Consider the following 23,284-nt stretch of genomic DNA (forward strand, 5'->3'; position numbering starts at 1 on the left):
ACCGGCGGTTGTCCGTACGCCGGCGCGGAGAGGTCTCGGTGTGTCTCAGCTCCGCGGTTTGTTCGCGGGCCTCGCGCCCTTCTTGGGGTTGACCGGCTTGGCGCCCGGCTTCGGCGCACGCGCCTTGGCGTCCACCACGGGGCTCTGCGGCTCGGGCGCGGCGTTGTTCTTGCGACCGAACAGGCCGCCGCTCTTGGCCGGCTGCACGGGGCCCTTGGCGCCACCCTTGACGTTGCCCTTGGCCGCGCCGGAGCCACCGGCGGGGCGCGCCGAACCGGCCTTCGCACCGGCCATCGGCGGCGGCGGGAACTTCCGCAGGACCCACTGCTGCTGGCCCAGGGTGAACAGGTTGTTCGTCACCCAGTAGATGACCACGCCGATCGGGAACAGCGCGCCGGACACCAGCAGCGACAGCGGGATGCCGTAGAGCATCAGGCGCTGGATCATCTTCTGCTGCGGGTCCTCGGCCCAGCCGGTCTTGAGGATCATCTGACGGCTGGTCAGGTAGGTGGTGGTCATCATGACCAGGACCAGGACGCCGGCGATGACCTTGACCATGGTGCCGTTGCTGACGCCGAGCGCGGCGAGTTCGGACGTGCTGGAGTTGAACTTGCTGGCGATCGGGGCGGTGAAGAGCCGGGCCTGCGAGGCGCTGTCGAACTGCTCGGCCGTCCAGCCGTAGATGTCCTTGTTCAGCTTGTCCGGGTCGAGCCGGCGCAGCACGTGGAAGAGACCGAGGAAGACCGGGATCTGCAGGAACATCGGAAGGCAACCCATCAACGGGTTCGCCTTCTCCTTCCGGTACAGCTCCATCATTTCTTTCTGGAGCGTCTCCCGGTCGCCCTTGTGCTTCTCCTGCAGCTCCTTGACCTTGGGCTGAAGAGCCTGCATGGCACGTTGCGACTTGATCTGCTTGACGAAGACCGGGAACAGCACCACCCGGACCGTCACCACCAGGAACACGATGGCGAGGATCCACGCCCAGTTCGTGCCGAGAATGCGGCCGTCCGGGATGCCGATGTAGTCCCACAGGGTGTGCCAGCGGAGGAGGATCCACGAAATCGCGTAGTAGATCCAGTCGAGACTCATTCAGGCTCCAGTCACATCGGCAGGACGGTGACGGATCGGGTCAGGCACCGGGTCGAACCCGCCAGGGTGGAAAGGGTGGCAGCGCAGCAGCCGCCAGATCGCCAGGGCGCTACCCCGGAGCGCGCCGTGCCGCGCCAGGGCCTGGAGGGCGTACGCGCTGCACGAGGGGTAGAACCGACAGCGAGCCGGCAGCGCCGGGCTCAGGTACCGACGGTACGCGACGATCGGCGCGGTAAGCAGTCGGGCGACCGGTGTCATCGCCGCCGCCGGGGGGAGCGGGCCGCGGCCAGCGCGGCGTCCAGGTCGGCACCGAGCGTGTCCGACGTGGCCGGAGCGGCCGCCGGAAGCGCGCGGACCACCAGACTCGTGCCCGGCGGCAGCGCGTCGAGGCGGTCCCGGACCAGATGGCGCAGGCGCCGCCGGACCCGGTTGCGGACCACCGCGTTGCCCACGGCCTTCGACACGACGAAGCCGGCGCGCGCCGGGGAGTCGGAACTCCCGGCAGACGCCGGCTCGTCGAGAAGCAGGTGTACGACCACGGTGCCCCGGCCGACCCGTCGGCCACCGCGGACTGCTGCGGCGAAGTCGTTGCTACGCCGCAGTCGATGCGCCGCGGCCAGCACGATTACCTGGGCATTCCGGGGACCGACCAGCGTCGGCTCAGGCCGACAGCTTGTCGCGACCCTTGCCGCGGCGGGAGGCGAGGATCGCGCGACCGGCACGGGTGCGCATGCGCAGCCGGAAGCCGTGGGTCTTCGCACGACGGCGGTTGTTCGGCTGGTAGGTGCGCTTGCTCACGTCAAAACTCCGTCTTCCAACTGCGGATCGGGGGCAGGGGCTGCCAAGGGCCACTTTATCAGAGCGGCGCGGAGCAACCGCCCGACCCTACGGACGCCCGGTGGGGTGGTCAACCATCACCGACTCGTGGCACGCCGGCAAACTGGCATCTCGACGGTGTTGGTGCAGGTCTGCGTACCCGGGTCGGGAAGGTTTTGCTGCCCGGTGGCACCCCGCAGATGGGACGCCGGTTGAAGCCGCGCCTACCGCGCTGTTAGCGTGCCCGTTTGCTGGTCTCCAGCGTCGTTCGCATACCGGGGCAATACCGGACGCCCCAGTCAATCGTTCGGCACGGTGAGCCTGATGTCCCGCGCCAGTACAGGCTCCGGGAAGTCCGCCGACCATCCGGCCGGGGAGCGACTGCCGGTCGGCCCACAGGTTGTGGATAACCTGTGGACAGCCGGTGGCGCCATGCACGTTCAGCAGCTACACATGCTGAGTTGGGGGGACCCGGTCGTTGCCTGCAGGAGCAACGGGCAGGCAAGGGCGGAAGCCGGACAACGGCCATCGGACACCGGTGGCGATGGGGGTGGCGCGGCGGTGGCCGATACGGTCGACCTTGGCGAGGTGTGGAGCGCGGCGACGGACGAGCTGGCTGACGAGATCGTGTCGCCCCAGCAGCGTGCGTACCTGCGACTCACCCGCCTGCGCGCGATCGTGGAGGACACCGCGCTGCTGTCCGTGCCGGACCTGTTCACCCGCGACGTGATCGAGTCCAAGCTGCGGCCGGCGATCACCGACGCGCTGTCACGCCGGCTGGGCCGGCCGATCCAGGTCGCCGTGACGGTACGCCCACCGGAGGACGGTTCCGGTCGCCCCGGCACGGTGTACGGCAGCCCGCCCCCGGAACCGCAGGCACCGCAGAGCCACTACGCGGAGTCCTCGTCCGGCTACGGTCCCGATCGTTACGCGCAGCCCCCCTCGTACGCCCAGCCCGGCTACCCGGACGACTACGACCGGGCGCCGACGGGTTCGGCCCAGCACTCCGCGCCGTCCGCGCCGTACCCCCGTGGTGTTCCCGCCGCCCGCGACGGCCAGGACGCGCTGTTCGCGGCGCCGGTGTCGCAGGGCCCGCCCGCCGCGCCGCAGGCGTCGACGCTGGCCGCGCCGCAGCAACTCCCGGTCCAGCCGCCGGCCGGCCCGGAGCAGAAGGAACCGAACGAGTCCAGCCGCCGGATGGCCACCGAGCCGGCGCAACGGCGCGACAACCAGCGCACCGACGAACGCCCCCTGCTCGGCGAGCGGTCCATGCACGCCGAACGGTCGCCGATGCCGGACCGGCGCGACGACACGCTGCACATGTCCCGGGCCGGCGACAACGGTCCCGGCCGGGCGCCGATGGACATGCGCGGCTCGGGTCGCGACGACCGGCGGCCGGGCGGCAACGACGGCAACCGGCTCAACCCGAAATACATGTTCGAGACGTTCGTCATCGGCTCCTCGAACCGGTTCGCGCACGCCGCCAGCGTGGCCGTCGCCGAATCGCCGGCGAAGGCCTACAACCCGCTCTTCATCTACGGCAGTTCCGGGCTGGGCAAGACACACCTGCTGCACGCAATCGGTCATTACGCCACCACGCTCGGGCACGCCCGGTCGGTCCGTTACGTGTCCACCGAGGAATTCACCAACGACTTCATCAACTCGTTGCGTGACGACAAGACCCAGGCTTTCCAACGGCGCTACCGCGACGTCGACATCCTGCTGATCGACGACATCCAGTTCCTGGAAAATCGCGAGCGGACCCAGGAGGAGTTCTTCCACACCTTCAACACGCTGCACAACGCGAACAAGCAGATCGTGATCAGCTCGGACCGCTCGCCGCGCCAGCTGGCCACGCTCGAAGACCGGATGCGCACCCGGTTCGAGTGGGGCCTGCTCGCCGACATCCAGCCCCCCGACCTGGAAACCCGCATCGCCATCCTGCAGAAGAAGGCCGCGCAGGAACGCATGTTCGCCCCCGACGACGTGCTCGAATTCATCGCGTCCCGGGTCTCCAATTCCATCCGCGAACTCGAAGGCGCGCTCATCCGCGTCACCGCATTCGCCAGCCTGACCCGCTCGGCGGTGCAGTTGTCGCTGGCCGAGGAGGTCCTGCGCGACTTCATGCCGGACGGCGCCGGCCCGGAAATCACCGCCGACCAGATCATGGTGTCGACCGCCGACTATTTCGGTGTCTCCCTCGAGGACCTGCGCGGCCACTCCCGGTCCCGGGTCCTGGTAAACGCCCGCCAGGTCGCCATGTACCTCTGCCGCGAACTGACCGACCTCTCGCTACCCCGGATCGGCCAGGCCTTCGGTGGCCGCGACCACACCACGGTGATGCACGCCGACCGCAAGATCCGCCAGCACATGGCGGAGCGGCGGTCCCTTTACAACCAGATCGCCGAACTCACCAACCGGATCAAACAAAACACCTGACCCCAGAGGTACGGGGACTCCGAGAAGTCCCCACCTCTCGGCCCGGCCAGGAGATCCCACCCGGCCGTCCCCGCAGCCGGGCAGGACTTCCGCCACCGGCCCGGCCACCCTCGGCACGCCCCTCCCGACGTACCCGGCACCTCCCCGAGCCCCGCCGGGCCGGCCCGGTCCCGGAGTCCGGGCGATGCCCGCGCGCCGCCATTGTGGATAAGCGAGGAGGCGGCCCGTCCGCACCGCCCTGGCTTGCGCTCGGGCTCATCGGCCGCTCCCGGGCTCCTAGCCGCTGCCGGTCCCGCCCGTCACGCCGGTCTGCTGGGTCCCCGACTCCGGCGCCGGCCAGGTTCGGCACGAGCCGGCGTGCTCGCCAACCGGGTCGGGTCGGTGCCCTGGGGGGTCATGCCCGGCCGCCGCCCACCCCGTCGGAATAGGTCATCCAGTCGACTCGCGCCGACCCGCTGGGTAAACCGAGCGCCCGCTCGCATCTCCCATTCCGCCCGTGCGCCGCACCCCGCCGGGCCCGTGTGAATTACGGGCATGCTCCGCACCGCAGCTCAACACGCACCGCACCCCACCACACCGTGTGTGGACAACCGGCACGCTCCGCACCGCAGCCCAACACGCACCGCACCCCACCACACCGTGTGTGGACAACCGGCACGCTCCGCACCGCAGCCCAACACGCACCGCACCCCACCACACCGTGTGTGGACAACCGGCACGCTCCGCACCCCAGCCCAACACGCACCGCACCCCACCAAGCGGTGTGTGGACAACCGGCACGCTCCGCACCCCAGCCGAACGCGCACCCACGGGCGATGTCACCGCTTGAACATGGCTCGCCCAACCTTCGCCTGAAAGCCGCGCCGTGCCATCCAGCGACGGTGCGCCCACTCCATCGGCGAATCACCGGTCGGACGCCGGCGGAACATTCTCCGCTCCGCAGCCTCGCACCCCTGCCTCGCACCGCCGCCTCGGCGGGCTCGGCACGGCGGGCTCGGCACGGCGCTGCACCGTGTCGATGATCTGGTTGTGGCTGAGGCACGGCAGGCCCGGATGGCCCGGCACTACGAGCCCGGCATGGCCTCCTCGCACGCCCGCCTTGAAAAAGCCGCCTAGCTCCGCCCTGCCCGCCTGCCCTGCCCGCCTGCCCTGCCCGCCTGCCCTGCCCGCCTGCCCTGCCCGCCTGCCCTGCCCGCCTGCCCTGCCCGCCTGCCCTGCCCGCCTGCCCTGCCCGCCTGCCCTGCCCGCCCGCCGTGCCCGCCCGCCGTGCCCGCCAGCCGCGCTCGCCTCGCTAAGGCCACCTCGCCAAAGCCACCTCGCACGCCCGATCGGCGTCGGCCGATCAAGGGCCCGCCGCGGAACGTGAGGCCATGGCTCCGCCAAGCCACGGACGTGCAGATTGTCCCCAGCCCCAGCGTGCCAACGTTATCCACCGTTCGTCCCCAGGCAGTTGTCCCCAGCAGTGGATAACACCTCCAGCGGCTACCCACAGATGTGGACGAGTCCTGGGGATATCGATGTGGACAAGCACAGAGCGTCACATCTTTGTCCACCGCCTGTGGAGGAGTGTGGATTACCTGTTGAAGGTTCTGGGGACGACGAGTCGGTAGCGTCCCGGCGTTATCCCCAGGGCGGGGGACAAAGTCGGTGGATAGCCGGTGGATAGCCGGTGGACAACGGTGGACAACCGGCTCCGCGTCGGCGACTGTGGACGCGAGCCGGGGTTTGTACCCGGGTTACCCACAGGCAAACCACCGGTGGATAACCCGCTGACCAGCCCAGACAGGGGTTCTCCACACTGTGCACAGGACCGATGGTTATGACGAGTTATCTCTTCTAAGAGAACAAAAACCAATCATCAGCGTTGGGGAAGGTGTGGACAGCCGCTTCGGCTCGACGCGCCACCGCTTCCGAACCCCAGCACCGGGGGCGGGGCATCACCGTCTGGACACGCGCCATAGAGTTCGTCAGGGCAGAGACGCCCTATAGAGGAAGCGTTGCGGAGGGGCAGCATGAAGTTCCGGGTGGAGCGAGACGCACTCGCCGACGCGGTGGCGTGGACGGCCAAGAGCCTGCCCAGCCGTCCGTCGGTGCCGGTCCTCGCCGGTGTCATGCTGCGGGTGACCGACGGTCGCCTGCACGTCTCCGGCTTCGACTACGAGGTCTCCAGCCAGGTGAGCGTGGAGGTGCAGGCGGACGCGGACGGCGCCGCGCTGGTCTCCGGTCGCCTGCTCGCCGAGATCACCAAGGCGCTCCCGGCCAAGCCGGTGGACATCGCCGCCGTCGGTGCGCATCTCGAGCTGGTCTGCGGCAGCGCCCGCTTCACCCTCCCGACGATGCCGGTCGAGGACTACCCGACCCTGCCGGAGATGCCGTCCAGCACCGGCACCGTGGACGCGTCCGCCTTCGCCGCCGCGGTGGCCCAGGTGGCCGTGGCCGCCGGCCGGGACGAGACGCTGCCGATGATGACCGGCGTCCGGCTGGAGCTGAACGGTTCGGTGCTGGCCATGCTGGCGACCGACCGTTACCGCCTCGCCATGCGTGAGATGGAGTGGAACCCGGACGACCCGGAGATCAGCTTGAACGCGCTGGTCCCGGCGAAGACCCTGAACGACACCGCCAAGGCGCTCGGCCCGATCGGTGGCGCGGTGACCATCGCGCTGGCCCAGGGCGCCGCGGGCGAGGGCATGATCGGCTTCGCCGGGGGTACCCGCCGCACCACCAGCCGCCTGCTGGACGGCGCCAACTACCCGCCGGTGCGGTCACTCTTCCCGGCCAGCCACAACGCCGAGGCGCGGGTGACCGTCGCCGCGCTGGTCGAGGTCGTCCGCCGGGTCGCCCTGGTCGCCGAGCGCACCACGCCGGTGCTGCTCAGCTTCGGCGAGGACGGCCTGGTGGTCGAGGCCGGTGGCACCGAGGAGGCCCGGGCCAGCGAGGCCATGGAGGCCGCGTTCACCGGCGAGCCGCTGACCATCGGCTTCAACCCGCAGTACCTCATCGACGGCCTGCAGAACCTGAACGCCCCCAACGCGGTGTTGTCCTTCGTCGATGCGTTCAAGCCCGCAGTGATCTCTCCGGCCACCGAGGACGGGGAAATCGTGCCCGGATACCGCTATCTGATCATGCCGATCCGGGTAACCCGCTGATACTGGGGCTGTCGAACCGCAACACTGAGGGGGAACATCATGCAGCTCGGCCTTATCGGTCTCGGCCGGATGGGCGGCAACATGCGGGAGCGCATCCGCGGTGCCGGGCACGAAGTCGTCGGCTATGACCGGAACCCGGACATCTCCGATGTCACCGGCCTTGCCGAGATGGTCGAGAAGCTGGCCGCGCCGCGCGTCGTGTGGACCATGGTGCCGGCCGGAGCCATCACCGAGGGCACCATCGACCAGCTGGCCGACCTGATGTCTCCGGGCGATCTGATCATCGACGGTGGCAATTCCAAGTTCACCGACGATCGGCCGCGGGCCGAGCGGCTGGCCACCAAGGGCATCGGGTACATGGACTGCGGCGTCTCCGGCGGCGTGTGGGGCCACAAGAACGGCTACGCGCTGATGGTCGGCGGCGACGCCAAGCACGTCGAGATGGCCATGCCGATCTTCGAAGCGCTCAAGCCGGCGGGCCCCTACGGCTTCGTGCACGCCGGCCCGGTCGGTGCCGGCCACTACACGAAGATGGTCCACAACGGCATCGAGTACGGCATGATGCAGGCCCTGGCCGAGGGCTGGGAGCTGCTCGAGGCCTCCGAGTACGTGGACAACGTGCCGGGCTCGATCAAGAGCTGGCGCGAGGGCAGCGTGGTCAAGTCCTGGCTGCTGGACCTGCTCGACCGCGCCCTAGACGGCGACCCGGAACTCGGCAAGCTCAAGGGCTACGCCGAGGACACCGGCGAGGGCCGCTGGACGGTCGACGAGGCCGTCCGGCTCGGCGTACCGCTGCACGTCATCGCGTCCTCGCTGTTCGCCCGCTTCGAGTCCCGGCAGCCCGACTCGCCGGCCATGAAGGCGGTCGCCGCGCTGCGTCAGCAGTTCGGTGGCCACGCCGTCGTCAGCTGACATGTATGTGCGCCGGGTCGAGTTGACCGATTTCCGTTCGTACGAACGGGTGGCGGTTGATCTCGACCCCGGCGTCAGCGTGCTGGTCGGCCAGAACGGGATGGGCAAGACAAACCTCGTCGAAGCCCTCGGGTACGTCGCCACACTGGACAGCCATCGGGTGGCCACCGACGCACCCCTGGTCCGGGCCGGGGCGACGTCCGCGGTGATCCGCTGCGCCGTCGTCCACGATGGACGCGAGCTGCTCGTCGAGATGGAGATCGTCCCCGGCAAGGCGAACCGTGCCCGGCTCAACCGTTCGCCGGTGCGCCGCCCGCGGGAGGTGCTCGGCGCGCTCCGCATGGTGCTGTTCGCCCCCGAGGACCTGGAACTGGTCCGTGGCGACCCGTCCGAGCGCCGCCGCTACCTGGACGACCTGCTGGTGGCCCGGCTCCCGCGGTACGCCGGGGTACGCGCCGACTACGACCGCGTGGTGAAGCAGCGCAACGCCCTGTTGCGGACCGCGTACCTGACCCGCAAGGTCGGTGGCACCCGTGGTCAGGACCTGTCCACCCTGGCGGTGTGGGACACCCACCTGGCCCAGCACGGTGCGGAACTGCTGGCCGGCCGGCTGGAGCTGACCGCCGCCCTGGGCCCGCACCTGACCAAGTCGTACGACGCGGTGGCGGCCGGGCGGTCCGCGGCCACCATCGGGTACGCCTCCCGGCTCGGCGAGTCCCTGACCGCGGACCGCACCGTCCTGGAGGAGGCGCTGCTCGCCGCGCTGGCGGAGCGCCGCACGGCCGAGATCGAGCGGGGGACCACCCTGGTCGGCCCGCACCGCGACGATCTGAACCTGATGCTGGGCGACCTGCCCGCCAAGGGGTACGCGAGCCACGGCGAATCCTGGTCGTTCGCGCTGGCCCTCCGGCTGGCGGCGTACGACCTGCTGCGCGCCGAGGGGATCGAGCCGGTGCTGGTGCTGGACGACGTGTTCGCGGAACTCGACTCCGGACGCCGGGAACGCCTGGCCGCCCTGGTCGCGGATGCGGCCCAGCTGCTGGTGACGTGCGCGGTGCCGGAGGACGTGCCGGACGCGCTCCGGGGCACCCGCTTCGACGTCGGAACCGGGACGGTGACCCGTGCCTGAGCCCAAGGACAGATCCGGCCCGGACGGCCGGCCCGGCGCCGCTGGAGCGCCGGGAGGCGCCCGGCCTGGCGCGAGCGGTGCGCCGGGAGCAGGCGCCCGGCCCGGCGCGAGCGGTGCGCCGGGAGCAGACAGCCGGCCCGGCGCCAGCGGTCCGGCAGGAACTGGCGGCCGGCCCGGCGCCAGTGGTGCGCCAGGAGCAGACGGCGAGCCCGGCGCGGGTGCTGCGCCGGGAACCGGGGGCGAGCCGGGCGCGGACGGACCGGCCGGCCCGGAACTCGCCCGCGCCGTGCTCGACGCCGCCCTCGCCAACCGGCGTGGCGCGGCCCGTACCCCCCGACGGCGCACCGGGGCCGACGGCGAGGGACGGCGTCTGCGCGGCTATTCCGGCCCCGGTCCGGACCCCCGCGACCCGCAGCTCTTCGGTGCTGTCCTGGGCCGGCTGATGAAGGCCCGCGGCTGGGAGAAGCCCGCCGCCGAGGCCACCGTCTTCGGCGCCTGGGAGAAGGTCGTCGGCGCGGACATCGCCAAGCACAGCCGCCCGGTCAAGCTGGACGCCGGCGTGCTCACCGTGGAGGCGGAGTCCACCGCCTGGGCCACCCAGCTGCGGATGCTGGCGGCGACGCTGCTCCGGAAGATCGCCTCCGAGGTCGGCCACAACGTGGTGACCAGGCTGAACATCCACGGCCCGGCGGCGCCGTCCTGGAACCGTGGACCGCGCCGGGTGCAGGGCCGCGGGCCGCGCGACACCTACGGCTGACCGGGGCGGCGCCGTCGGTGCCGCCCCGGTGACCGCTCAGTAGTCCGCGAAGACCGCGAAGCCGCGGTCCGCACAGCGGCGGTAGAACCCGGCCAGCACGGCGAGTTCGGTGCGCGCGAACGTCCAGTGCGGCGCGTTCCCGGCATCGTCGCGCAGGGCCGCGAGCCGCTGGTCGAGCCACCGCAACTGCTGCTCGGCGAGCCGCCCGGAGGCCACCGCGGCGCGCAGCACGGCCGCCACCGTGTCGAACGTGACCAGGTCGCCGTACGGCTTGTGGCCCTCGACGAACCGTTCCAGGCCGCCGGCGATCCAGGCGCAGCCGTCCGGGTCGATCACCGGATCCTCGTCCTCGGCGGCGGCGTCCGTGGCGTACAGCACGCCGTCCAGACCCAGCAACAGATCAACCAGTTCGGTGTACGCGGTCGCGCGCACCGTCCCGGTCTTGGCGATGTGCAGCGCCAACGCTCCGGTTGGTGCGGCTATGCCCGGTTCGTCCGCGATGGTGCCGAAGTCGACGAAGTCGGCGGGTGCGACCGGGTCGTAGTACTGGTTGGTCCGGGGCCAGTGCACGGCGACGTTCTCCAGCCCTTTGTCCAGCGCCATGGGCCCACCTCTCCTCGACGTGCCCGCTGCGGCCGGTCGGCGACGAACCGGCCCGCGCGGGCGAGGTTACGACACCGCCGCCCGCGGTCGACAGGCAGTGTCGCAGCGCGTGGCCGAAGGGTGCGGCAGGCGCGCCTGACCGGCAACAGCCGGATCATTCGCCATTGCGCGCCGCCTCCGGTCCGTGTAGGGGGAGTCGTAGGAGGCGGGCTGAACGGCGCTACGGCAATCTGAGGCACCCGCAAGGGGTGCCGGACCCCCGCCAACTCGCATCGGCGGAGTAGAATCGACAAAGACCGGGAAACCGCCCGGCGGTCGGGAACGCAGCGTCGGCCCTAAATCCGGACGCCGACTCCCGTAACGCTACGCGGTTTTCCAGCCGATCACGATCCGCGGGTGCCCCGCGGCGACCGGCGCGCTCGGTTTCACCGGTGGTCCGCTTCCTCCCTGCGGGTTGTCGAGTGTGCCCTGCGCCCACCGGACGGCCGCCGGACTTCCCGCCGACCCCGGGTCCGGCCCTCGCGGGCCGGGCGCGAGAAAGTGGCCGAGGGTGGCAGAGAACAAGCAGGAGTACGGTGCCGGGTCCATCACCGTCCTCGAAGGCCTCGAGGCGGTCCGTAAGCGTCCCGGTATGTACATCGGTTCGACCGGCGAGCGGGGACTGCACCACCTGGTCCAGGAGGTCGTGGACAACGCCGTCGACGAGGCGATGGCCGGATACTGCGACACGATCGACGTGGTCCTGTTGCCCGACGGCGGTGTCTCGGTCACCGACAACGGCCGCGGCTTCCCGGTCGACCTGCACCCCAAGCTGAAGAAGCCGGGCGTCGAGGTGGCGCTGACCGTGCTGCACGCGGGCGGCAAGTTCGACGGCAAGGCGTACTCGGTCTCCGGTGGTCTGCACGGCGTGGGCGTCTCGGTGGTGAACGCGCTCTCCACCCGGATGGCGGTGGAGATCCACAAGTCCGGCAACGTCTACCGGCAGAAGTACACCGCGTCGAAGCCCGGGCCGCTGGAGAAGGGCGAGCCGACCGACCACACCGGTTCGACGGTGGAGTTCTGGCCGGACCCGACGATCTTCGAGACGGTCGAGTTCGACTTCCAGACGATCTACCGCCGGCTGCAGGAGATGGCCTTCCTCAACAAGGGCCTGACGATCAACCTGGTGGACCGCCGTCCCGCCTACGAGGAGGACGGCAAGGCCCGCGAGGTCACCTTCATGTACGAGAACGGCATCGCCGACTTCGTGCGGCACCTGAACAACACCAAGACGCCGATCCACAAGTCGGTGATCGAGTTCGAGGCCGAGGCGACCGACGAGGGCATGGCCCTGGAGATCGCCATGCAGTGGAACGAGTCGTACGGCGAGTCGGTGTACACGTTCGCCAACACGATCAACACGCATGAGGGCGGCACCCACGAGGAAGGCTTCCGCGCGGCGCTGACCAGCATCGTCAACCGCTACGGCGCGGAGAAGAAGTTCCTCAAGGGCGACGAGAAGCTCTCCGGCGAGGACATCCGCGAGGGACTCGCCGCGATCATCTCGGTGAAGCTGGCGAATCCGCAGTTCGAGGGTCAGACCAAGACGAAGCTCGGCAACACGGACATGAAGAGCTTCGTGCAGAAGGCCGCCAACGAGTGGCTGGTGGACTGGTTCGAGCGCAACCCGGCCGAAGCCAAGACGATCATCACGAAGGCGTCCATGGCGGCCCGGGCGCGCATCGCCGCGCAGCAGGCCCGCAAGCTGGCCCGCCGCAAGTCGCTGCTGGAATCCGGCTCGATGCCGGGCAAGCTGGCCGACTGCCAGTCGACCGACCCGCGGGTCTCCGAGGTGTTCATCGTCGAGGGCGACTCGGCCGGCGGCTCGGCCAAGCAGGGCCGGAACAACGTGACGCAGGCGATCCTGCCGATCCGCGGCAAGATCCTCAACGTGGAGAAGGCCCGGATCGACCGGGTGCTGAAGAACAACGAGGTCCAGGCGCTGATCACGGCGCTGGGCACCGGCATCCACGACGAGTTCGACATCGCCAAGCTGCGCTACCACAAGGTCATCCTGATGGCCGACGCCGACGTCGACGGCCAGCACATCCAGACGCTGCTGCTCACGCTGCTGTTCCGCTTCATGCGGCCACTGGTCGAGGTGGGCCACGTCTACCTGGCGGCTCCGCCGCTTTACAAGATCAAGTGGAACAAGAAGGGCGACGACGCGCAGTACGCCTACTCCGACCGGGAGCGGGACGGCCTGATCGCGCTGCGGCAGCAGAAGAAGCCGAACGCCAAGCCGGACGACATCCAGCGGTTCAAGGGTCTCGGCGAGATGAACTACACCGAGCTGTGGGACACCACGATGAACCCGGGTACGCGCACGCTGCGCCAGGTGACGCTCGACGACGCCGCGGTGGCCGACGAGCTGTTCAGCGTGCTCATGGGCGAGGACGTCGAGGCGCGCCGTTCCTTCATCCAGCGCAACGCCAAGGACGTCCGTTTCCTGGACATCTGACCGGCGGGTGAGCGGCCGCGTATGCGGACCGCTCACCCAGGGTTATGCACAGCTTCAGCGGCTTTCCACAACGTTATCCACAGCGAAAAGCGTGGTTCCGGCCTTGATGTCGGGATTCACATTCAGTAAGGGTTAACTGTGACGGACACTCCCGAGACCCCGGCAGACGAGCCGCAGGGCGCGATTCCCGCTGCCGCCGCGATCACCGACCGGGTCGAACCGGTCGGCCTCGAGGTCGAGATGCAGCGCTCGTACCTCGACTACGCGATGAGCGTGATCGTGGGCCGTGCGCTGCCCGACGTGCGAGACGGCCTCAAGCCGGTGCACCGCAAGATCCTCTACGCGATGTACGACTCCGGGTTCCGTCCGGACCGTGGCTACGTCAAGTGCGCGCGGGTGGTCGGCGAGGTGATGGGCAACTACCACCCGCACGGTGACTCCTCGATCTACGACGCCCTGGTCCGCATGGCGCAGCCCTGGTCGCTGCGCTACCCGCTGATCGACGGCAACGGCAACTTCGGTTCGCCGGGCAACGACCCGCCGGCCGCCATGCGGTACTGCGTCGCCGGCGACACCCTGGTGCGCCTGGCCGACGGCGGCGAGGTCCGGATCGACTCGCTGGTGCCGGACGCCGCACCGTCGTCGGAGACGCCGATCGACCTCAAGGTGAGCGGCCTGGTCGGCGACCCGGTCCGGGCCAACGCGTTCTTCCACTCCGGCTCCCACCCGACGCTGCGGGTGCGCACCGGGGACAGCACCGAGCTCGTCGGTACGCACAACCACCCGGTGCTGTGCGTCGTGCCGGGTGCCGCCGGCGCGCCGGTACTGCGCTGGCTGCTGCTGTCCGAGGTGCGCCGGGGTGACCTGATCGCGCGGGCGGACGGGTCCTGGATGCTGCCGTCGCCGCTGCGCGCGACCGGGCTGGCCGACCTCGACGACCCGGCCCGGGTGCTGCCGCAGTCGGTGCCGCTCACCGCGTTCTCGTACGCGATGGTCACGAACGTCTCGGACGCCGGGGTGCAGCCGGTCTACAGCCTCCGGGTGGAGACGGACGACCACGCGTTCGTCACCAACGGCTTCGTCAGCCACAACACCGAGTCGAAGCTCGCGCCGCTGGCCATGGAGATGCTGCGCGACATCGACGAGGACACCGTCGACATGCAGGACAACTACGACGGCCGGGCCAAGGAGCCCACGATCCTGCCGGCGCGGTTCCCGAACCTGCTGGTCAACGGCTCCGAGGGCATCGCGGTCGGGATGGCCACCAAGATCCCGCCGCACAACCTGCGGGAGATCGCCGGAGCCGTGCAGTGGCGGCTGGACAACCCGGAGGCCGACGAGGAGACGATGCTCGAGGCGCTCCTCGAAATCGTCAAGGGACCCGACTTCCCGACCCGCGGCCTGATCGTCGGTCAGCAGGCCATCCAGGACGCCTACCGCACCGGCCGCGGCTCGATCCGGATGCGCGCCGTGGTGGAGGTCGAGGAGGACGCGCGCGGCCGCCCCTGCCTGGTGATGACCGAGTTGCCGTACCAGGTCAACCCGGACAATCTGGCCGAGCGGGTCGCCGAGCTCGTCAAGGAGGGCAAGCTCACCGGCATCGCGGACATCCGGGACGAGTCCTCCGGGCGTACCGGCCTGCGGTTGATCCTGGTGTTGAAGCGCGACGCAGTCGCGAAGGTCGTGCTGAACAACCTGTACAAGCACACCCAGCTGCAGGACACGTTCGGCGCGAACATGCTGGCGCTGGTGGACGGCGTTCCGCGCACGCTGAACCTGGCGCAGTTCATCAAGTACTACGTCGACCACCAGATCGAGGTCATCCGCCGGCGGACCGCGTACCGCCTGCGCAAGGCCGAGGAGCGCGCCCACATCCTGCGCGGTCTGGTGAAGGCGCTCGACGCGCTCGACGAGGTCATCGCGCTGATCCGGCGCTCGCCGACGGTCGACGACGCCCGGCAGGGCCTGATCCAGCTGCTCGACATCGACGAGGTGCAGTCGCAGGCGATCCTCGACATGCAGCTGCGCCGGCTGGCGGCGCTCGAGCGGCAGAAGATCATCGACGAGTTGGCCAAGATCGAGATCGAGATCGCCGACCTCAAGGACATCCTGGCGAAGCCGGAGCGGCAGCGCGCCATCGTGTCCGAGGAACTGGCCGAGATCGTGGCCAAGTACGGCGACGACCGTAAGACGAAGATTGTCCCGTTTGATGGTGAGGTCTCCATGGAGGACCTCATCGCTCGGGAAGACGTTGTGGTGACCATCACACGAACTGGTTATGCGAAGCGCACCAAGGTCGACATGTACCGGTCCCAGCGGCGCGGCGGGAAGGGCGTGAGCGGCGCATCCCTGCGCCAGGACGACATCGTCAGCCACTTCTTCGTGATCTCCACGCACGCGTGGATCCTGTTCTTCACGAACAAGGGGCGGGTCTACCGGGCCAAGACGTACGAGCTGCCCGAGGCGAACCGCGTGGCCAAGGGCCAGCACGTCGCGAACCTGCTGGCCTTCCAGCCGGACGAGCATATTGCGCAGGTTATCCAGATTCCGGACTACCAGGTCGCGCCCTACCTTGTGCTCGCCACTAAGAATGGGCTCGTGAAGAAGACCCGCCTCGACGAGTTTGACTCCAACCGCAGCGGTGGCATCATCGCCATCAACCTGCGGGAGGATGACGAATTGGTGGGCGCCGCACTGGCCGCGCCGGAGGACGACCTGCTCCTGGTGTCGAAGAACGCCCAGGCCATCCGGTTCAACGCGACCGACGAGGCGCTGCGGCCGATGGGACGGGCGACCTCCGGTGTCATCGGCATGCGCTTCGGCGACAATGATCAACTCCTGGCCATGGAGGTGGTCCGCGAGGGTATGGACGTTTTGGTCGCCACCAACGGCGGGTATGCCAAGCGGACCCCGATCGAGGAGTACCCGGTGCAGGGACGAGGCGGCAAGGGCGTGCTCACGGCGAAGATCACGGAGCGTCGCGGCGGCCTCGTCGGTGCGGTAGTAATCAGCCCGGACGACGAACTATTTGCCATCACCAGCAATGGTGGAGTGATCCGGACTCCCGTGAAGCCTGTACGGCGCACGCGGGATCGGAACACAATGGGGGTCAAGCTGATGGACCTCCCAGAAGGTGTAACCATCGTGGCGCTTGCTCGCAATGCCGACGAGCCTGACGAACAGGACTAGTTGATGACGGAGACACAGGCGAAGTCGGGGGGCTCCGGGACCTCGACAACTCCGGTCGACGAGGAGCCGAAGGACGGCGCCAACGCGGCCGGACGCGAGCCCGCGGGGCGCGCGGCAGTCCCCGCCGACGCTGGGTCGTCGCCGAAGTTCACCCGGGCGCCGGGAATGGCGCCTCCTCCGGGTGAACCAGGCGCCGACGGCAACGACGGTCCGTCCGAGGCGAAACGGCCACCAGCACCCGGCGTAGCGAAAGGGTCCGCGACGGTGCCGATTGTCACCAAGGGCAAGGGCGGTACGCCGGGAGGCGCCGCCGGCCGCACCACTGTCACGCCGCCGCCGGCGAAGCCCGCCACGGCGCCGCAGCGTCCCGGCGGTCCCGCCGAGGGCGGCAAGCGCCCCGGCGGCGTCACCGGCTCCGCCGCGGTCGGCGCGGCCCGGGTGACCGAGGCGGTCCGCTCGGCCCGCTCCACGGTGTCGTCCGCCGCCGCACGCGGCCCGCGCCGTGCCCGGCTGAACCTCAAGCGGATCGACCCCTGGTCCGTGATGAAGTTCTCCTTCGCGGTCTCCATCGTGCTGTTCATCGTCGTCGTGGTCGCCACCGCGGTGCTCTACCTGGCGCTGGACACCATGGGCGTGTGGAGCGAGATCAACAAGAGCCTCGGCGACCTGGTCAAGACGAGCGGCGGCACCGACGCGAGCAGCGGCGGCTTCCGCATCACCGCGTGGGGCGTGATCGGCACGTCGATGCTGATCGGCGCCGTGAACGTGGTGCTGTTCACCGCCCTGGCCACGCTCGGTGCGTTCATCTACAACGTCTGTGCCGACCTCGTCGGCGGCGTCGAACTGACGCTCGCCGAGCGCGACTGAGCCACCCGGCAACGGTTGCGGCCACCGCGTTCGCGCGGTGGCCGCCCCCGTTTGGGAGAGCGAGCCCGGGTACGGTAATCTTCGTTGTCGCACGGGGCTATAGCTCAGTCGGTTAGAGCGCAGAGCTGATAACTCTGAGGTCGCTGGTTCGATTCCAGCTAGCCCCACCCTCTCCCACCCGGCAGTCGCAGACCGTAAGGGGACAGCCATGCTGAAGAAGCTCCTGATCGTCGCCGGGGTGGTCGGCGCGGCCGCGCTGGTCGTCCGGCGAGTCAAGGCCTCCAGCGACGAGCGCGCCCTCTGGCACGAGGCCACCACCGCTCCGGACCTCCGATAACGGTCCGGCCAGCGGGGCCCTAGCTCAACTGGCAGAGCACCGCCTTTGCAAGGCGGGGGTTAGGGGTTCAAGTCCCCTGGGCTCCACAGAACCAGCCCGCGACCAGGGCGAACATAAAAAGTGGACGTAGGTCTCCAAGGTGATCTGCAGGGTCGCGTGCCGTAGCGCTCGCTGCACCTCCTTCGGATCCAGGTCAACCGTGCCGGACGAGCCACTCTTCGGCTCACTGAGGTAGAAGCCGCCGTAGTCGCGCGGCGAGTAGCGGAGCTGCTGAACTACGTGCAGTTCCTCGTTGCCGACGTCCAGGCAGCGCGGTCCGTGCTCGGCGCCAAGCGGCACCCACTTCGGGATGGCGGGACTTTCGGGCTGGCGGTGCCTCGCAGACGTCGATGGTGGGTCGGCGTCGGGCGCTGCTGATCGGCGTGCAGCCGCACGCGCGGTGGTGGCTTACCTTGTAGGAGTGATCTCCGAAGGGGAGCTTGGAAAGATCCGCAGCAGTGGGAGCTACCGTGCGTCGATTTGGCTGACGCGGTTCAATTTCATCCCGTTTGCGGTGCTCGTCTGGCTAGGACCCCTCCGAAATGCCGCTCCAGGGCCGTTGTTCCTCCTGATATGGGTCTTGCTCGGGGCGTCGATCATGACGGCGCTGGCGCTGCTGCACCGATCGGGTGCACCTTTTGTACGCTCCGGCCTGTCCTGGGAAGTTCGAGATCGGCACATGACCCGGCAGATATTCAAGGATGTCTTCTGGCTTCGTCGTCCGTGATTCAGGCGCTGGGTGTGACGGTGCCGATCGTTGTGCCAGCCGAAAGGCAACGACCAGCGCCTCACCGGGAGGCGAAGACAAAGCCGCCCCTGATGTCCGGGGCTGGGTGATGCTCCATCTCGGCCTCGACCTTGAAGCCGGCGGCGCTCAGCCAGTCCGCGATTCGGGCCGGCGAGCGTCGGTGCACGTAGACCTTCATCGGGTGGCCGCCGTAGCCCTCGGTCTTGAGCCTGCTGCCTTCGCCGGCGTGGAAGCCGACCAGGAGGGCCCCGCCGGGCCGCAGCACGCGGAAGAACTCGGCGAGGACGGCGGGCACCTCGTCGTCGGGCACATGGATCAGGGAGAACCAGGCGAGCAGGCCGGTCAGGGAATTGTCGGCCAGGTCGAGATCGGTCATGGTGCCGACCTCGAACCGCAGGCCAGGATGGTCCTGCCGGGCAATGTCGATCATGGCGGGCGACAGGTCGACGCCGAATGCGTCCAGGCCGATGCTGTGCAGGTAGCCGGTGAGCCGGCCCGGACCGCAGCCGATGTCGGCGACAGCCCCGTTGCCCTGTGCGCGCACCAGTTCGGCGAAGAGCGCCAGGATGCCCCGTTGGAACGGTTCGCCGGCGAGTGCGTCGCGAAGCATCGCGGCGTAGCTGACTGCCACGGTGTCGTAGGAGATCCGAGTGTCGTCCAGCCAACCGGCAACGCGCATGTGGAGCACGGTATCCGCGACGCAGGCGGCGATGTCGTCCCCGTACCAAGATCATTAAGAAAGCAGGCCCCGCCGCTGATCGCGCCCAGCGCAGAGCTGGGCGCGATCAAGGCGCCTATGCCACGAAGCGGGAACGGCGGCGGCGACCGATCAGGTACCCGGCGACACCGAGGAGCAGGAGCACACCGCCGAGACCGGCCACCGTCCCGGTGTCGGCGCCGGTCAGGGGCAGCCCTCCACCCTCGCCACCCTCGGCACCCGGGGCTTCCGTGTTGTCGGGGGAGGTGGGAACGGGAACCGGAGCAGGGGGGACGGGCGGAACGGTCGTCGTGGCGCCGGGCGTGGGGCTCGACGTGGGGCGCGTCGGCGTCGGCTTGGTCGCGCAGTCGAGCGCACGCGCGGTGTGCAGACCCCCGTTCAGGTAGGCCAGGGCAGCGTCGATGCTGCCGTCGTCGAGCACCTTCTGCGCGGCCGCCTCGACGTTGGCGCCGGCGTCGGGCAACGTTCGGCCGACCGAGATCCGCAGATCCGCCGTCCAGGCGTTGAGCATGCCCTTCTTCAGGAAGGCTCGCAGTTCATCGGCGGTGCCGTCCAGCCGCTTTTGCATCGCGCGAGGCAGGACGGGCAACGAGTTGGCCTTCGTCGCGGCCAGGATCTGGTTGGCAACGACCCGGATCTCCACATCGGTGGCGGTGGCCAGGTCGATGGTGACCAGCTTGCGGATGTCCTTGTAGAGCTTGCGCTCGACTGTCTGGCAGGCCGCGTCGAACCCGGGCGCCTCGGCCTGTGCCGCCGCCGGTGCCGCGGGTATGAGGAGAGCCAGCGCCATCAGGACGCCGGCCGAAGTCTTTCGTCGCATGCGGGTCTTCCTCCCCCGTTGGATCAAAGCCGGGAGATACTACCGTCGATGGGCGGACCGGCGAGTCGTGGAGCTTGCCGGTGCTCCGGTCCGGTCCCGTCTGGCTGGGTCGAGAGACTCGACGAAGGCCCGCTCCCCGGACCCGCGCCGGGCCGGATAACGTCGCGTGGATGACCGTCCGTCTGCGTACCGCCAAGGATCTCGACATGCCGGCCGTCGGCGCCCTGCATCACCGGTCCCGGGCCGCGGCCTACGTCGGCCTGGTCGATCCGGAGGCGTTGACCTTCGGCTCGGAGGAGGCGCTCGGCGAGTGGTGGGCCGAGCGCCGGCGGTGGGAGGCGGACACCCACCGGATGACCGTCGCCGTCTCCGGCACCGAGATCGTGGGCTTCAGCTATCTGGGGCCGAGCCCGGAGGAGGGCGTCGGCGAGCTGTACGCCATCCACGTGCTGCCCGGGCACGTCGGAACCGGCGTGGGCCGGGCGCTGATGGACGACGCGCTGCCGCACCTGGGCCCGCGCGCGGTGTTGTGGGTGCTGGAGGGCAACCAGCGGGCCCGCCGGTTCTACGAGAAGGCCGGCTGGTCGGCGGACGGGGTCACCCGGGACGCACCGATGGGCGGGGTACTGACCCACCAGCTGCGGTACGCCCGGTGAGGAGACCGGGGGACTGATGAGGTTCCGCCGTGGATGCCGTCTCAACGGGGGACGAGGCATTCAGCCGGCGAAGGAGACCGCAGTGGACGACATCGAACCGCAGACCGCGAACGGCAAGGTGCTCTGGCATTTCACCATGTCCCTGGACGGGTTCGTGGCGGGGCCGAACCACGAGATGGACTGGATGATGACCGGCGTCTCGCCCCAGCCGGGCCTGGTCGACGAGTACGTCAAGACCACCGGCGCGATTCTGGGCGGCCGGCGCGGCTGGGACCAGTTCCCGGATCCGGGCACCGTCTACGGCGGAGCCTGGACCGGGCCCATCTTCGTGCTCACCCATCACCCGGAGGACGCCGCGCCCGCGGCCGGTGTCACGTTCCTCGACTGTGACGTGGCCGAGGCGGTACGGATCGCGTTGGCCGCGGCCGGCGGCGGGAACGTGGAGGTGCTGTCGCCGACGATCGGTGGGCAGCTTCTCGAGCGGGGCCTGATCGACGAGATCGATCTGCACATCGCGCCGGTGCTGCTCGGCGACGGGATCCGGCTGCTGGATCTTCCCGGCGGCCGGCCGCACTACCTGCACAGGGTCGGTGCCGGCGACCCCACGGCCGAGCTGACGGTCCGGTACCGGCCGGTCCGGCCTTAGGGACGGCGGGGGACCTCGGCGGCCGCACCGGACGGGCCGCGGAAGACGTCCCGCGCGAGCGCCAGCAGTTCGTCCAGGCGGGCCGGGGGATTGTCCGCCCACCAGGCGATCGACACCTCGATCGGCGGGGCGTCGCGCACCGCCCGGTAGGCCACCCCGGGCCGCGGGTTCTGGTGGGCGGTGGCTTCGGACGTGATGCCGACGACCTGGCCCAGGGCGATCTGGGTCAGCCAGTCCTCCATGCTGCTGGTGGCGCGGGTCGACGTGGGCGCGGTGCCGGCCGGCCACAGGTCCGGCGTGGTGGTGCCGGTGCGGGTGTCGATCGCTACCGTGTAGCGGGCCAGGTCGGCCAGGCGCAGCGACCTGCGGCGGGCCAGGGTGTGGTCGGTGGCCACCGCGGCGTACCGGGCCTCCCGGCCCACCGGTGCGGTCCGGAACCGGGGATCGGCCAGCGGCCGGCGGATGACCGCGACGTCCGCGCGGCCGTCGCTCAGTCCGGCGGTGGGGTCGTTCGCGTGCACGAACAGCAGGGGTACGTCGGGACGGCTGCGTGCCCACGTCTTCTGCAGGCGCCGGGTGTGCCGGCCCAGCGCCGCCCAGGCGTAGCCGACCCGGATCTCGGTGTGTGCGCTGTCCACGATCTGCTGCAGGTGGCCGACCTCGGCCAGCACCCGGCGTGCCTGGTCGACCACCTTGGCGCCGACGGCCGTGACCGCCACGTGCCGGGTGGAGCGTTCCAGGACGCGCACGCCGAGCGTCGTCTCCAGGGCGGCCACCGAGCGGGACACCGATGCCTGGGTGACGCCGAGCACCGCCGCCGCGTCGGTGAACGTGCCGGCGTCCACCACCGCGAGCAGCGTCCGGAGCTGGCGCACCTGCACATCCATACGTCCAGCGTATAGATGTCGCGGGCGGGACATTTCCGTCGCCGGCCGGGGAGGCCGACGCTGGCGGCATGGGCAAGGTTCTCGGGGGCGTGGCCACGATGCTGGGCAGCGCCGCCTCCAATCAGATGGGCGCCGCGGTGGGCGCGCTGGCGTTCCCGACTCTCGGCCCGGCGGGGGTGGTCGCGGTACGCCAGTTCGTCGCGGCCGCCGTGCTGCTGCCGGTGGCCCGTCCGCCGCTGCGCCGGATGACGTGGTCGCAGTGGTGGCCGTCGTTGCTGCTCGGGGTCGTGTTCGCGGTGATGAACCTGAGCCTGTACACCGCGGTCGACCGGATCGGGCTGGGGCTCGCCGTCACGCTGGAGGTGCTCGGGCCGCTCGCGGTGGCGCTGCTCGGCTCGCGTACCCGGCGGGATCTGGTCTGTGCGGCGGCGGCCTGCGCCGGGGTGTACGTGCTGGTGTCGCCCGGGCCGTCCAGTGACTACCTGGGCGTCGGTCTGGGGTTGGTGGCGGCCGCCTGCTGGGCGGCGTACATCCTGCTCAATCGGCTTCTCGGCACCCGCATGCCGGGCCTGCAGGCGCCGGCGGTGGCCACGTCGGTGTCCGCGGTGCTGTACCTGCCGGTCGCCGCGGTGCTGCTGGCCCACGGACGGTGGGACGGTGCGGGCGTGGCGTACGCGGTGGGCGCGGGATTGTGCAGTTCGGTGTTGCCGTACGCGGCGGATCTGATCGTGCTGCGGCGGGTGCCGCCGCCGTTGTTCGGGCTGTTCATGAGCGTGCACCCGGTGCTCGCCGCGGGTGCCGGTCTGCTGCTGCTCGGGCAGGCGCTGGACCTGCACGAATGGGCCGGGATCGCGATCGTGATCAGCGCCAACGCCGTCGCCCTGGCACCTCGGAGGCGTCCGGCGGCCGTGCGGCGCGCGGACCCCGGACCCCGTCGCGCGGCCGCCCTGGGCCACCTGACCGGCACGCGCGTCTAGGGTCGGGGG

At 70.0% G+C, this 23,284-nt stretch carries 20 protein-coding genes, 2 tRNA genes and 3 pseudogenes; 17 read left to right on the plus strand and 8 right to left on the minus strand.

Going from position 1 to position 23,284, the window contains the following annotated elements:
* Window positions 1–45: 45 nt before the first annotated feature.
* The 4 genes from yidC to rpmH are packed head-to-tail and all read right to left on the minus strand — an operon-like array spanning window position 46 to window position 1,887.
* Window positions 46–1,089, minus strand: a complete 1,044-nt coding sequence (yidC, locus tag LDL48_RS07615; protein ID WP_225254305.1) for a membrane protein insertase YidC — start codon at window positions 1,087–1,089, stop codon at window positions 46–48.
* The gene (yidD, locus tag LDL48_RS07620; protein WP_225254306.1) at window positions 1,090–1,347 is read right to left on the minus strand and encodes a membrane protein insertion efficiency factor YidD; all 258 of its coding nucleotides are present in this window, start codon (window positions 1,345–1,347) and stop codon (window positions 1,090–1,092) included.
* On the minus strand, window positions 1,344–1,712 hold the full coding sequence (gene rnpA, locus LDL48_RS07625; RefSeq protein ID WP_225254307.1) for a ribonuclease P protein component: 369 nt from the start codon (window positions 1,710–1,712) through the stop codon (window positions 1,344–1,346). Before rnpA ends, yidD begins: the two co-directional genes overlap by 4 nt.
* 37 nt (window positions 1,713–1,749) lie before the next feature.
* Window positions 1,750–1,887 (minus strand): 50S ribosomal protein L34, encoded by a 138-nt coding sequence (gene rpmH / locus LDL48_RS07630; protein ID WP_225254308.1) that lies wholly within the window; start codon window positions 1,885–1,887, stop codon window positions 1,750–1,752.
* Between the two features lie 579 nt (window positions 1,888–2,466).
* Here rpmH and dnaA point away from each other — a divergent pair.
* The 5 genes from dnaA to LDL48_RS07660 all read left to right on the plus strand — a co-directional run bounded on the left by dnaA (window position 2,467) and on the right by LDL48_RS07660 (window position 10,288).
* Window positions 2,467–4,344, plus strand: a complete 1,878-nt coding sequence (gene dnaA / locus LDL48_RS07635; RefSeq protein ID WP_308016438.1) for a chromosomal replication initiator protein DnaA — start codon at window positions 2,467–2,469, stop codon at window positions 4,342–4,344.
* Between the two features lie 2,012 nt (window positions 4,345–6,356).
* Entirely contained in the window at window positions 6,357–7,490 is a 1,134-nt protein-coding gene (gene dnaN, locus LDL48_RS07640; RefSeq protein ID WP_225254310.1) for a DNA polymerase III subunit beta, read from the plus strand.
* A 39-nt stretch (window positions 7,491–7,529) separates the two neighbouring features.
* A complete protein-coding gene (gnd, locus tag LDL48_RS07645; RefSeq protein WP_225254311.1) occupies window positions 7,530–8,402 on the plus strand; it encodes a phosphogluconate dehydrogenase (NAD(+)-dependent, decarboxylating) in 873 nt (290 codons plus the stop codon).
* 1 nt (window position 8,403) lies between these two features.
* A complete protein-coding gene (recF, locus tag LDL48_RS07650) occupies window positions 8,404–9,531 on the plus strand; it encodes a DNA replication/repair protein RecF (RefSeq protein ID WP_225254312.1) in 1,128 nt (375 codons plus the stop codon).
* 286 nt (window positions 9,532–9,817) lie between these two features.
* Entirely contained in the window at window positions 9,818–10,288 is a 471-nt protein-coding gene (locus LDL48_RS07660) for a DciA family protein (protein WP_225254313.1), read from the plus strand.
* 36 nt (window positions 10,289–10,324) lie between these two features.
* Here LDL48_RS07660 and LDL48_RS07665 read toward each other — a convergent pair whose 3' ends face one another.
* Window positions 10,325–10,891, minus strand: a complete 567-nt coding sequence (locus LDL48_RS07665) for a hypothetical protein (RefSeq protein WP_225254314.1) — start codon at window positions 10,889–10,891, stop codon at window positions 10,325–10,327.
* Between the two features lie 550 nt (window positions 10,892–11,441).
* Between LDL48_RS07665 and gyrB the strand changes: the two genes are divergently transcribed.
* From gyrB to LDL48_RS07700, 9 genes and pseudogenes are all read left to right on the plus strand, one after another.
* Window positions 11,442–13,391 (plus strand): DNA topoisomerase (ATP-hydrolyzing) subunit B, encoded by a 1,950-nt coding sequence (gene gyrB, locus LDL48_RS07670; RefSeq protein WP_225254315.1) that lies wholly within the window; start codon window positions 11,442–11,444, stop codon window positions 13,389–13,391.
* Window positions 13,392–13,529: 138 nt separating this feature from the next.
* Window positions 13,530–14,225: pseudogene (locus LDL48_RS45360) on the plus strand (DNA gyrase subunit A); the annotation flags it as partial.
* A 156-nt stretch (window positions 14,226–14,381) separates the two neighbouring features.
* Window positions 14,382–14,477, plus strand: a pseudogene (locus tag LDL48_RS45365) (hypothetical protein); the annotation flags it as partial.
* A gap of 6 nt (window positions 14,478–14,483) precedes the next feature.
* Window positions 14,484–16,580, plus strand: a pseudogene (gyrA, locus tag LDL48_RS07675) (DNA gyrase subunit A); the annotation flags it as partial.
* A gap of 3 nt (window positions 16,581–16,583) precedes the next feature.
* Window positions 16,584–17,447 carry a DUF3566 domain-containing protein gene (locus tag LDL48_RS07680; protein WP_225254317.1) on the plus strand — a complete coding sequence of 288 codons (864 nt, stop codon included), beginning with the start codon at window positions 16,584–16,586 and terminating at the stop codon, window positions 17,445–17,447.
* Between the two features lie 93 nt (window positions 17,448–17,540).
* Window positions 17,541–17,614: transfer RNA gene (locus tag LDL48_RS07685), tRNA-Ile, on the plus strand.
* Window positions 17,615–17,655: 41 nt separating this feature from the next.
* Window positions 17,656–17,784: a DLW-39 family protein gene (locus LDL48_RS07690; protein ID WP_225254318.1), complete on the plus strand. Its 129-nt coding sequence runs from the start codon at window positions 17,656–17,658 to the stop codon at window positions 17,782–17,784.
* Between the two features lie 13 nt (window positions 17,785–17,797).
* Window positions 17,798–17,870 (plus strand) — tRNA-Ala (locus LDL48_RS07695).
* Window positions 17,871–18,244: 374 nt separating this feature from the next.
* Window positions 18,245–18,550, plus strand: coding sequence for a hypothetical protein (locus LDL48_RS07700; protein ID WP_225254319.1), 306 nt, complete (start codon window positions 18,245–18,247; stop codon window positions 18,548–18,550).
* Window positions 18,551–18,611: 61 nt separating this feature from the next.
* Here the strand turns inward: LDL48_RS07700 and LDL48_RS07705 are convergent, their stop codons facing one another.
* Window positions 18,612–19,250 (minus strand): class I SAM-dependent methyltransferase, encoded by a 639-nt coding sequence (locus tag LDL48_RS07705; protein WP_225254320.1) that lies wholly within the window; start codon window positions 19,248–19,250, stop codon window positions 18,612–18,614.
* Between the two features lie 115 nt (window positions 19,251–19,365).
* Window positions 19,366–20,109 carry an LPXTG cell wall anchor domain-containing protein gene (locus LDL48_RS07710; RefSeq protein ID WP_225254321.1) on the minus strand — a complete coding sequence of 248 codons (744 nt, stop codon included), beginning with the start codon at window positions 20,107–20,109 and terminating at the stop codon, window positions 19,366–19,368.
* Between the two features lie 170 nt (window positions 20,110–20,279).
* On the opposite strand from LDL48_RS07710, the gene LDL48_RS07715 reads away from it, so the two are divergent.
* Together LDL48_RS07715 and LDL48_RS07720 are read left to right on the plus strand one after the other, a co-directional pair.
* On the plus strand, window positions 20,280–20,765 hold the full coding sequence (locus tag LDL48_RS07715) for a GNAT family N-acetyltransferase (RefSeq protein WP_225254322.1): 486 nt from the start codon (window positions 20,280–20,282) through the stop codon (window positions 20,763–20,765).
* Window positions 20,766–20,847: 82 nt separating this feature from the next.
* On the plus strand, window positions 20,848–21,411 hold the full coding sequence (locus LDL48_RS07720; RefSeq protein ID WP_225254323.1) for a dihydrofolate reductase family protein: 564 nt from the start codon (window positions 20,848–20,850) through the stop codon (window positions 21,409–21,411).
* Here LDL48_RS07720 and LDL48_RS07725 read toward each other — a convergent pair.
* Window positions 21,408–22,298 carry a LysR family transcriptional regulator gene (locus LDL48_RS07725; protein WP_225254324.1) on the minus strand — a complete coding sequence of 297 codons (891 nt, stop codon included), beginning with the start codon at window positions 22,296–22,298 and terminating at the stop codon, window positions 21,408–21,410. The two genes, LDL48_RS07720 and LDL48_RS07725, sit on opposite strands and share 4 nt — an antisense overlap.
* Before the next feature lie 68 nt (window positions 22,299–22,366).
* Between LDL48_RS07725 and LDL48_RS07730 the strand changes: the two genes are divergently transcribed.
* Complete coding sequence (locus LDL48_RS07730; protein WP_225254325.1) at window positions 22,367–23,275, plus strand: EamA family transporter; 909 nt, start codon at window positions 22,367–22,369, stop codon at window positions 23,273–23,275.
* Window positions 23,276–23,284: the final 9 nt, after the last annotated feature.

Origin of the sequence: Jidongwangia harbinensis (genome assembly GCF_020216025.1) — a bacterium.
GTDB lineage: Bacteria > Actinomycetota > Actinomycetes > Mycobacteriales > Micromonosporaceae > Actinoplanes > Actinoplanes harbinensis.

Coding starts and splice junctions, on each gene's coding strand:
- yidC (WP_225254305.1), bottom strand. CDS start 1,089: ATGAGTCTCGACTGGATCTACTACGCGATTTCGTGGATCCTCCTCCGC.
- yidD (WP_225254306.1), bottom strand. CDS start 1,347: ATGACACCGGTCGCCCGACTGCTTACCGCGCCGATCGTCGCGTACCGT.
- dnaN (WP_225254310.1), top strand. CDS start 6,357: ATGAAGTTCCGGGTGGAGCGAGACGCACTCGCCGACGCGGTGGCGTGG.
- gnd (WP_225254311.1), top strand. CDS start 7,530: ATGCAGCTCGGCCTTATCGGTCTCGGCCGGATGGGCGGCAACATGCGG.
- recF (WP_225254312.1), top strand. CDS start 8,404: ATGTATGTGCGCCGGGTCGAGTTGACCGATTTCCGTTCGTACGAACGG.
- LDL48_RS07665 (WP_225254314.1), bottom strand. CDS start 10,891: ATGGCGCTGGACAAAGGGCTGGAGAACGTCGCCGTGCACTGGCCCCGG.
- LDL48_RS07680 (WP_225254317.1), top strand. CDS start 16,584: ATGACGGAGACACAGGCGAAGTCGGGGGGCTCCGGGACCTCGACAACT.
- LDL48_RS07690 (WP_225254318.1), top strand. CDS start 17,656: ATGCTGAAGAAGCTCCTGATCGTCGCCGGGGTGGTCGGCGCGGCCGCG.
- LDL48_RS07705 (WP_225254320.1), bottom strand. CDS start 19,250: ATGCGCGTTGCCGGTTGGCTGGACGACACTCGGATCTCCTACGACACC.
- LDL48_RS07710 (WP_225254321.1), bottom strand. CDS start 20,109: ATGCGACGAAAGACTTCGGCCGGCGTCCTGATGGCGCTGGCTCTCCTC.
- LDL48_RS07715 (WP_225254322.1), top strand. CDS start 20,280: ATGACCGTCCGTCTGCGTACCGCCAAGGATCTCGACATGCCGGCCGTC.
- LDL48_RS07725 (WP_225254324.1), bottom strand. CDS start 22,298: ATGGATGTGCAGGTGCGCCAGCTCCGGACGCTGCTCGCGGTGGTGGAC.
- LDL48_RS07730 (WP_225254325.1), top strand. CDS start 22,367: ATGGGCAAGGTTCTCGGGGGCGTGGCCACGATGCTGGGCAGCGCCGCC.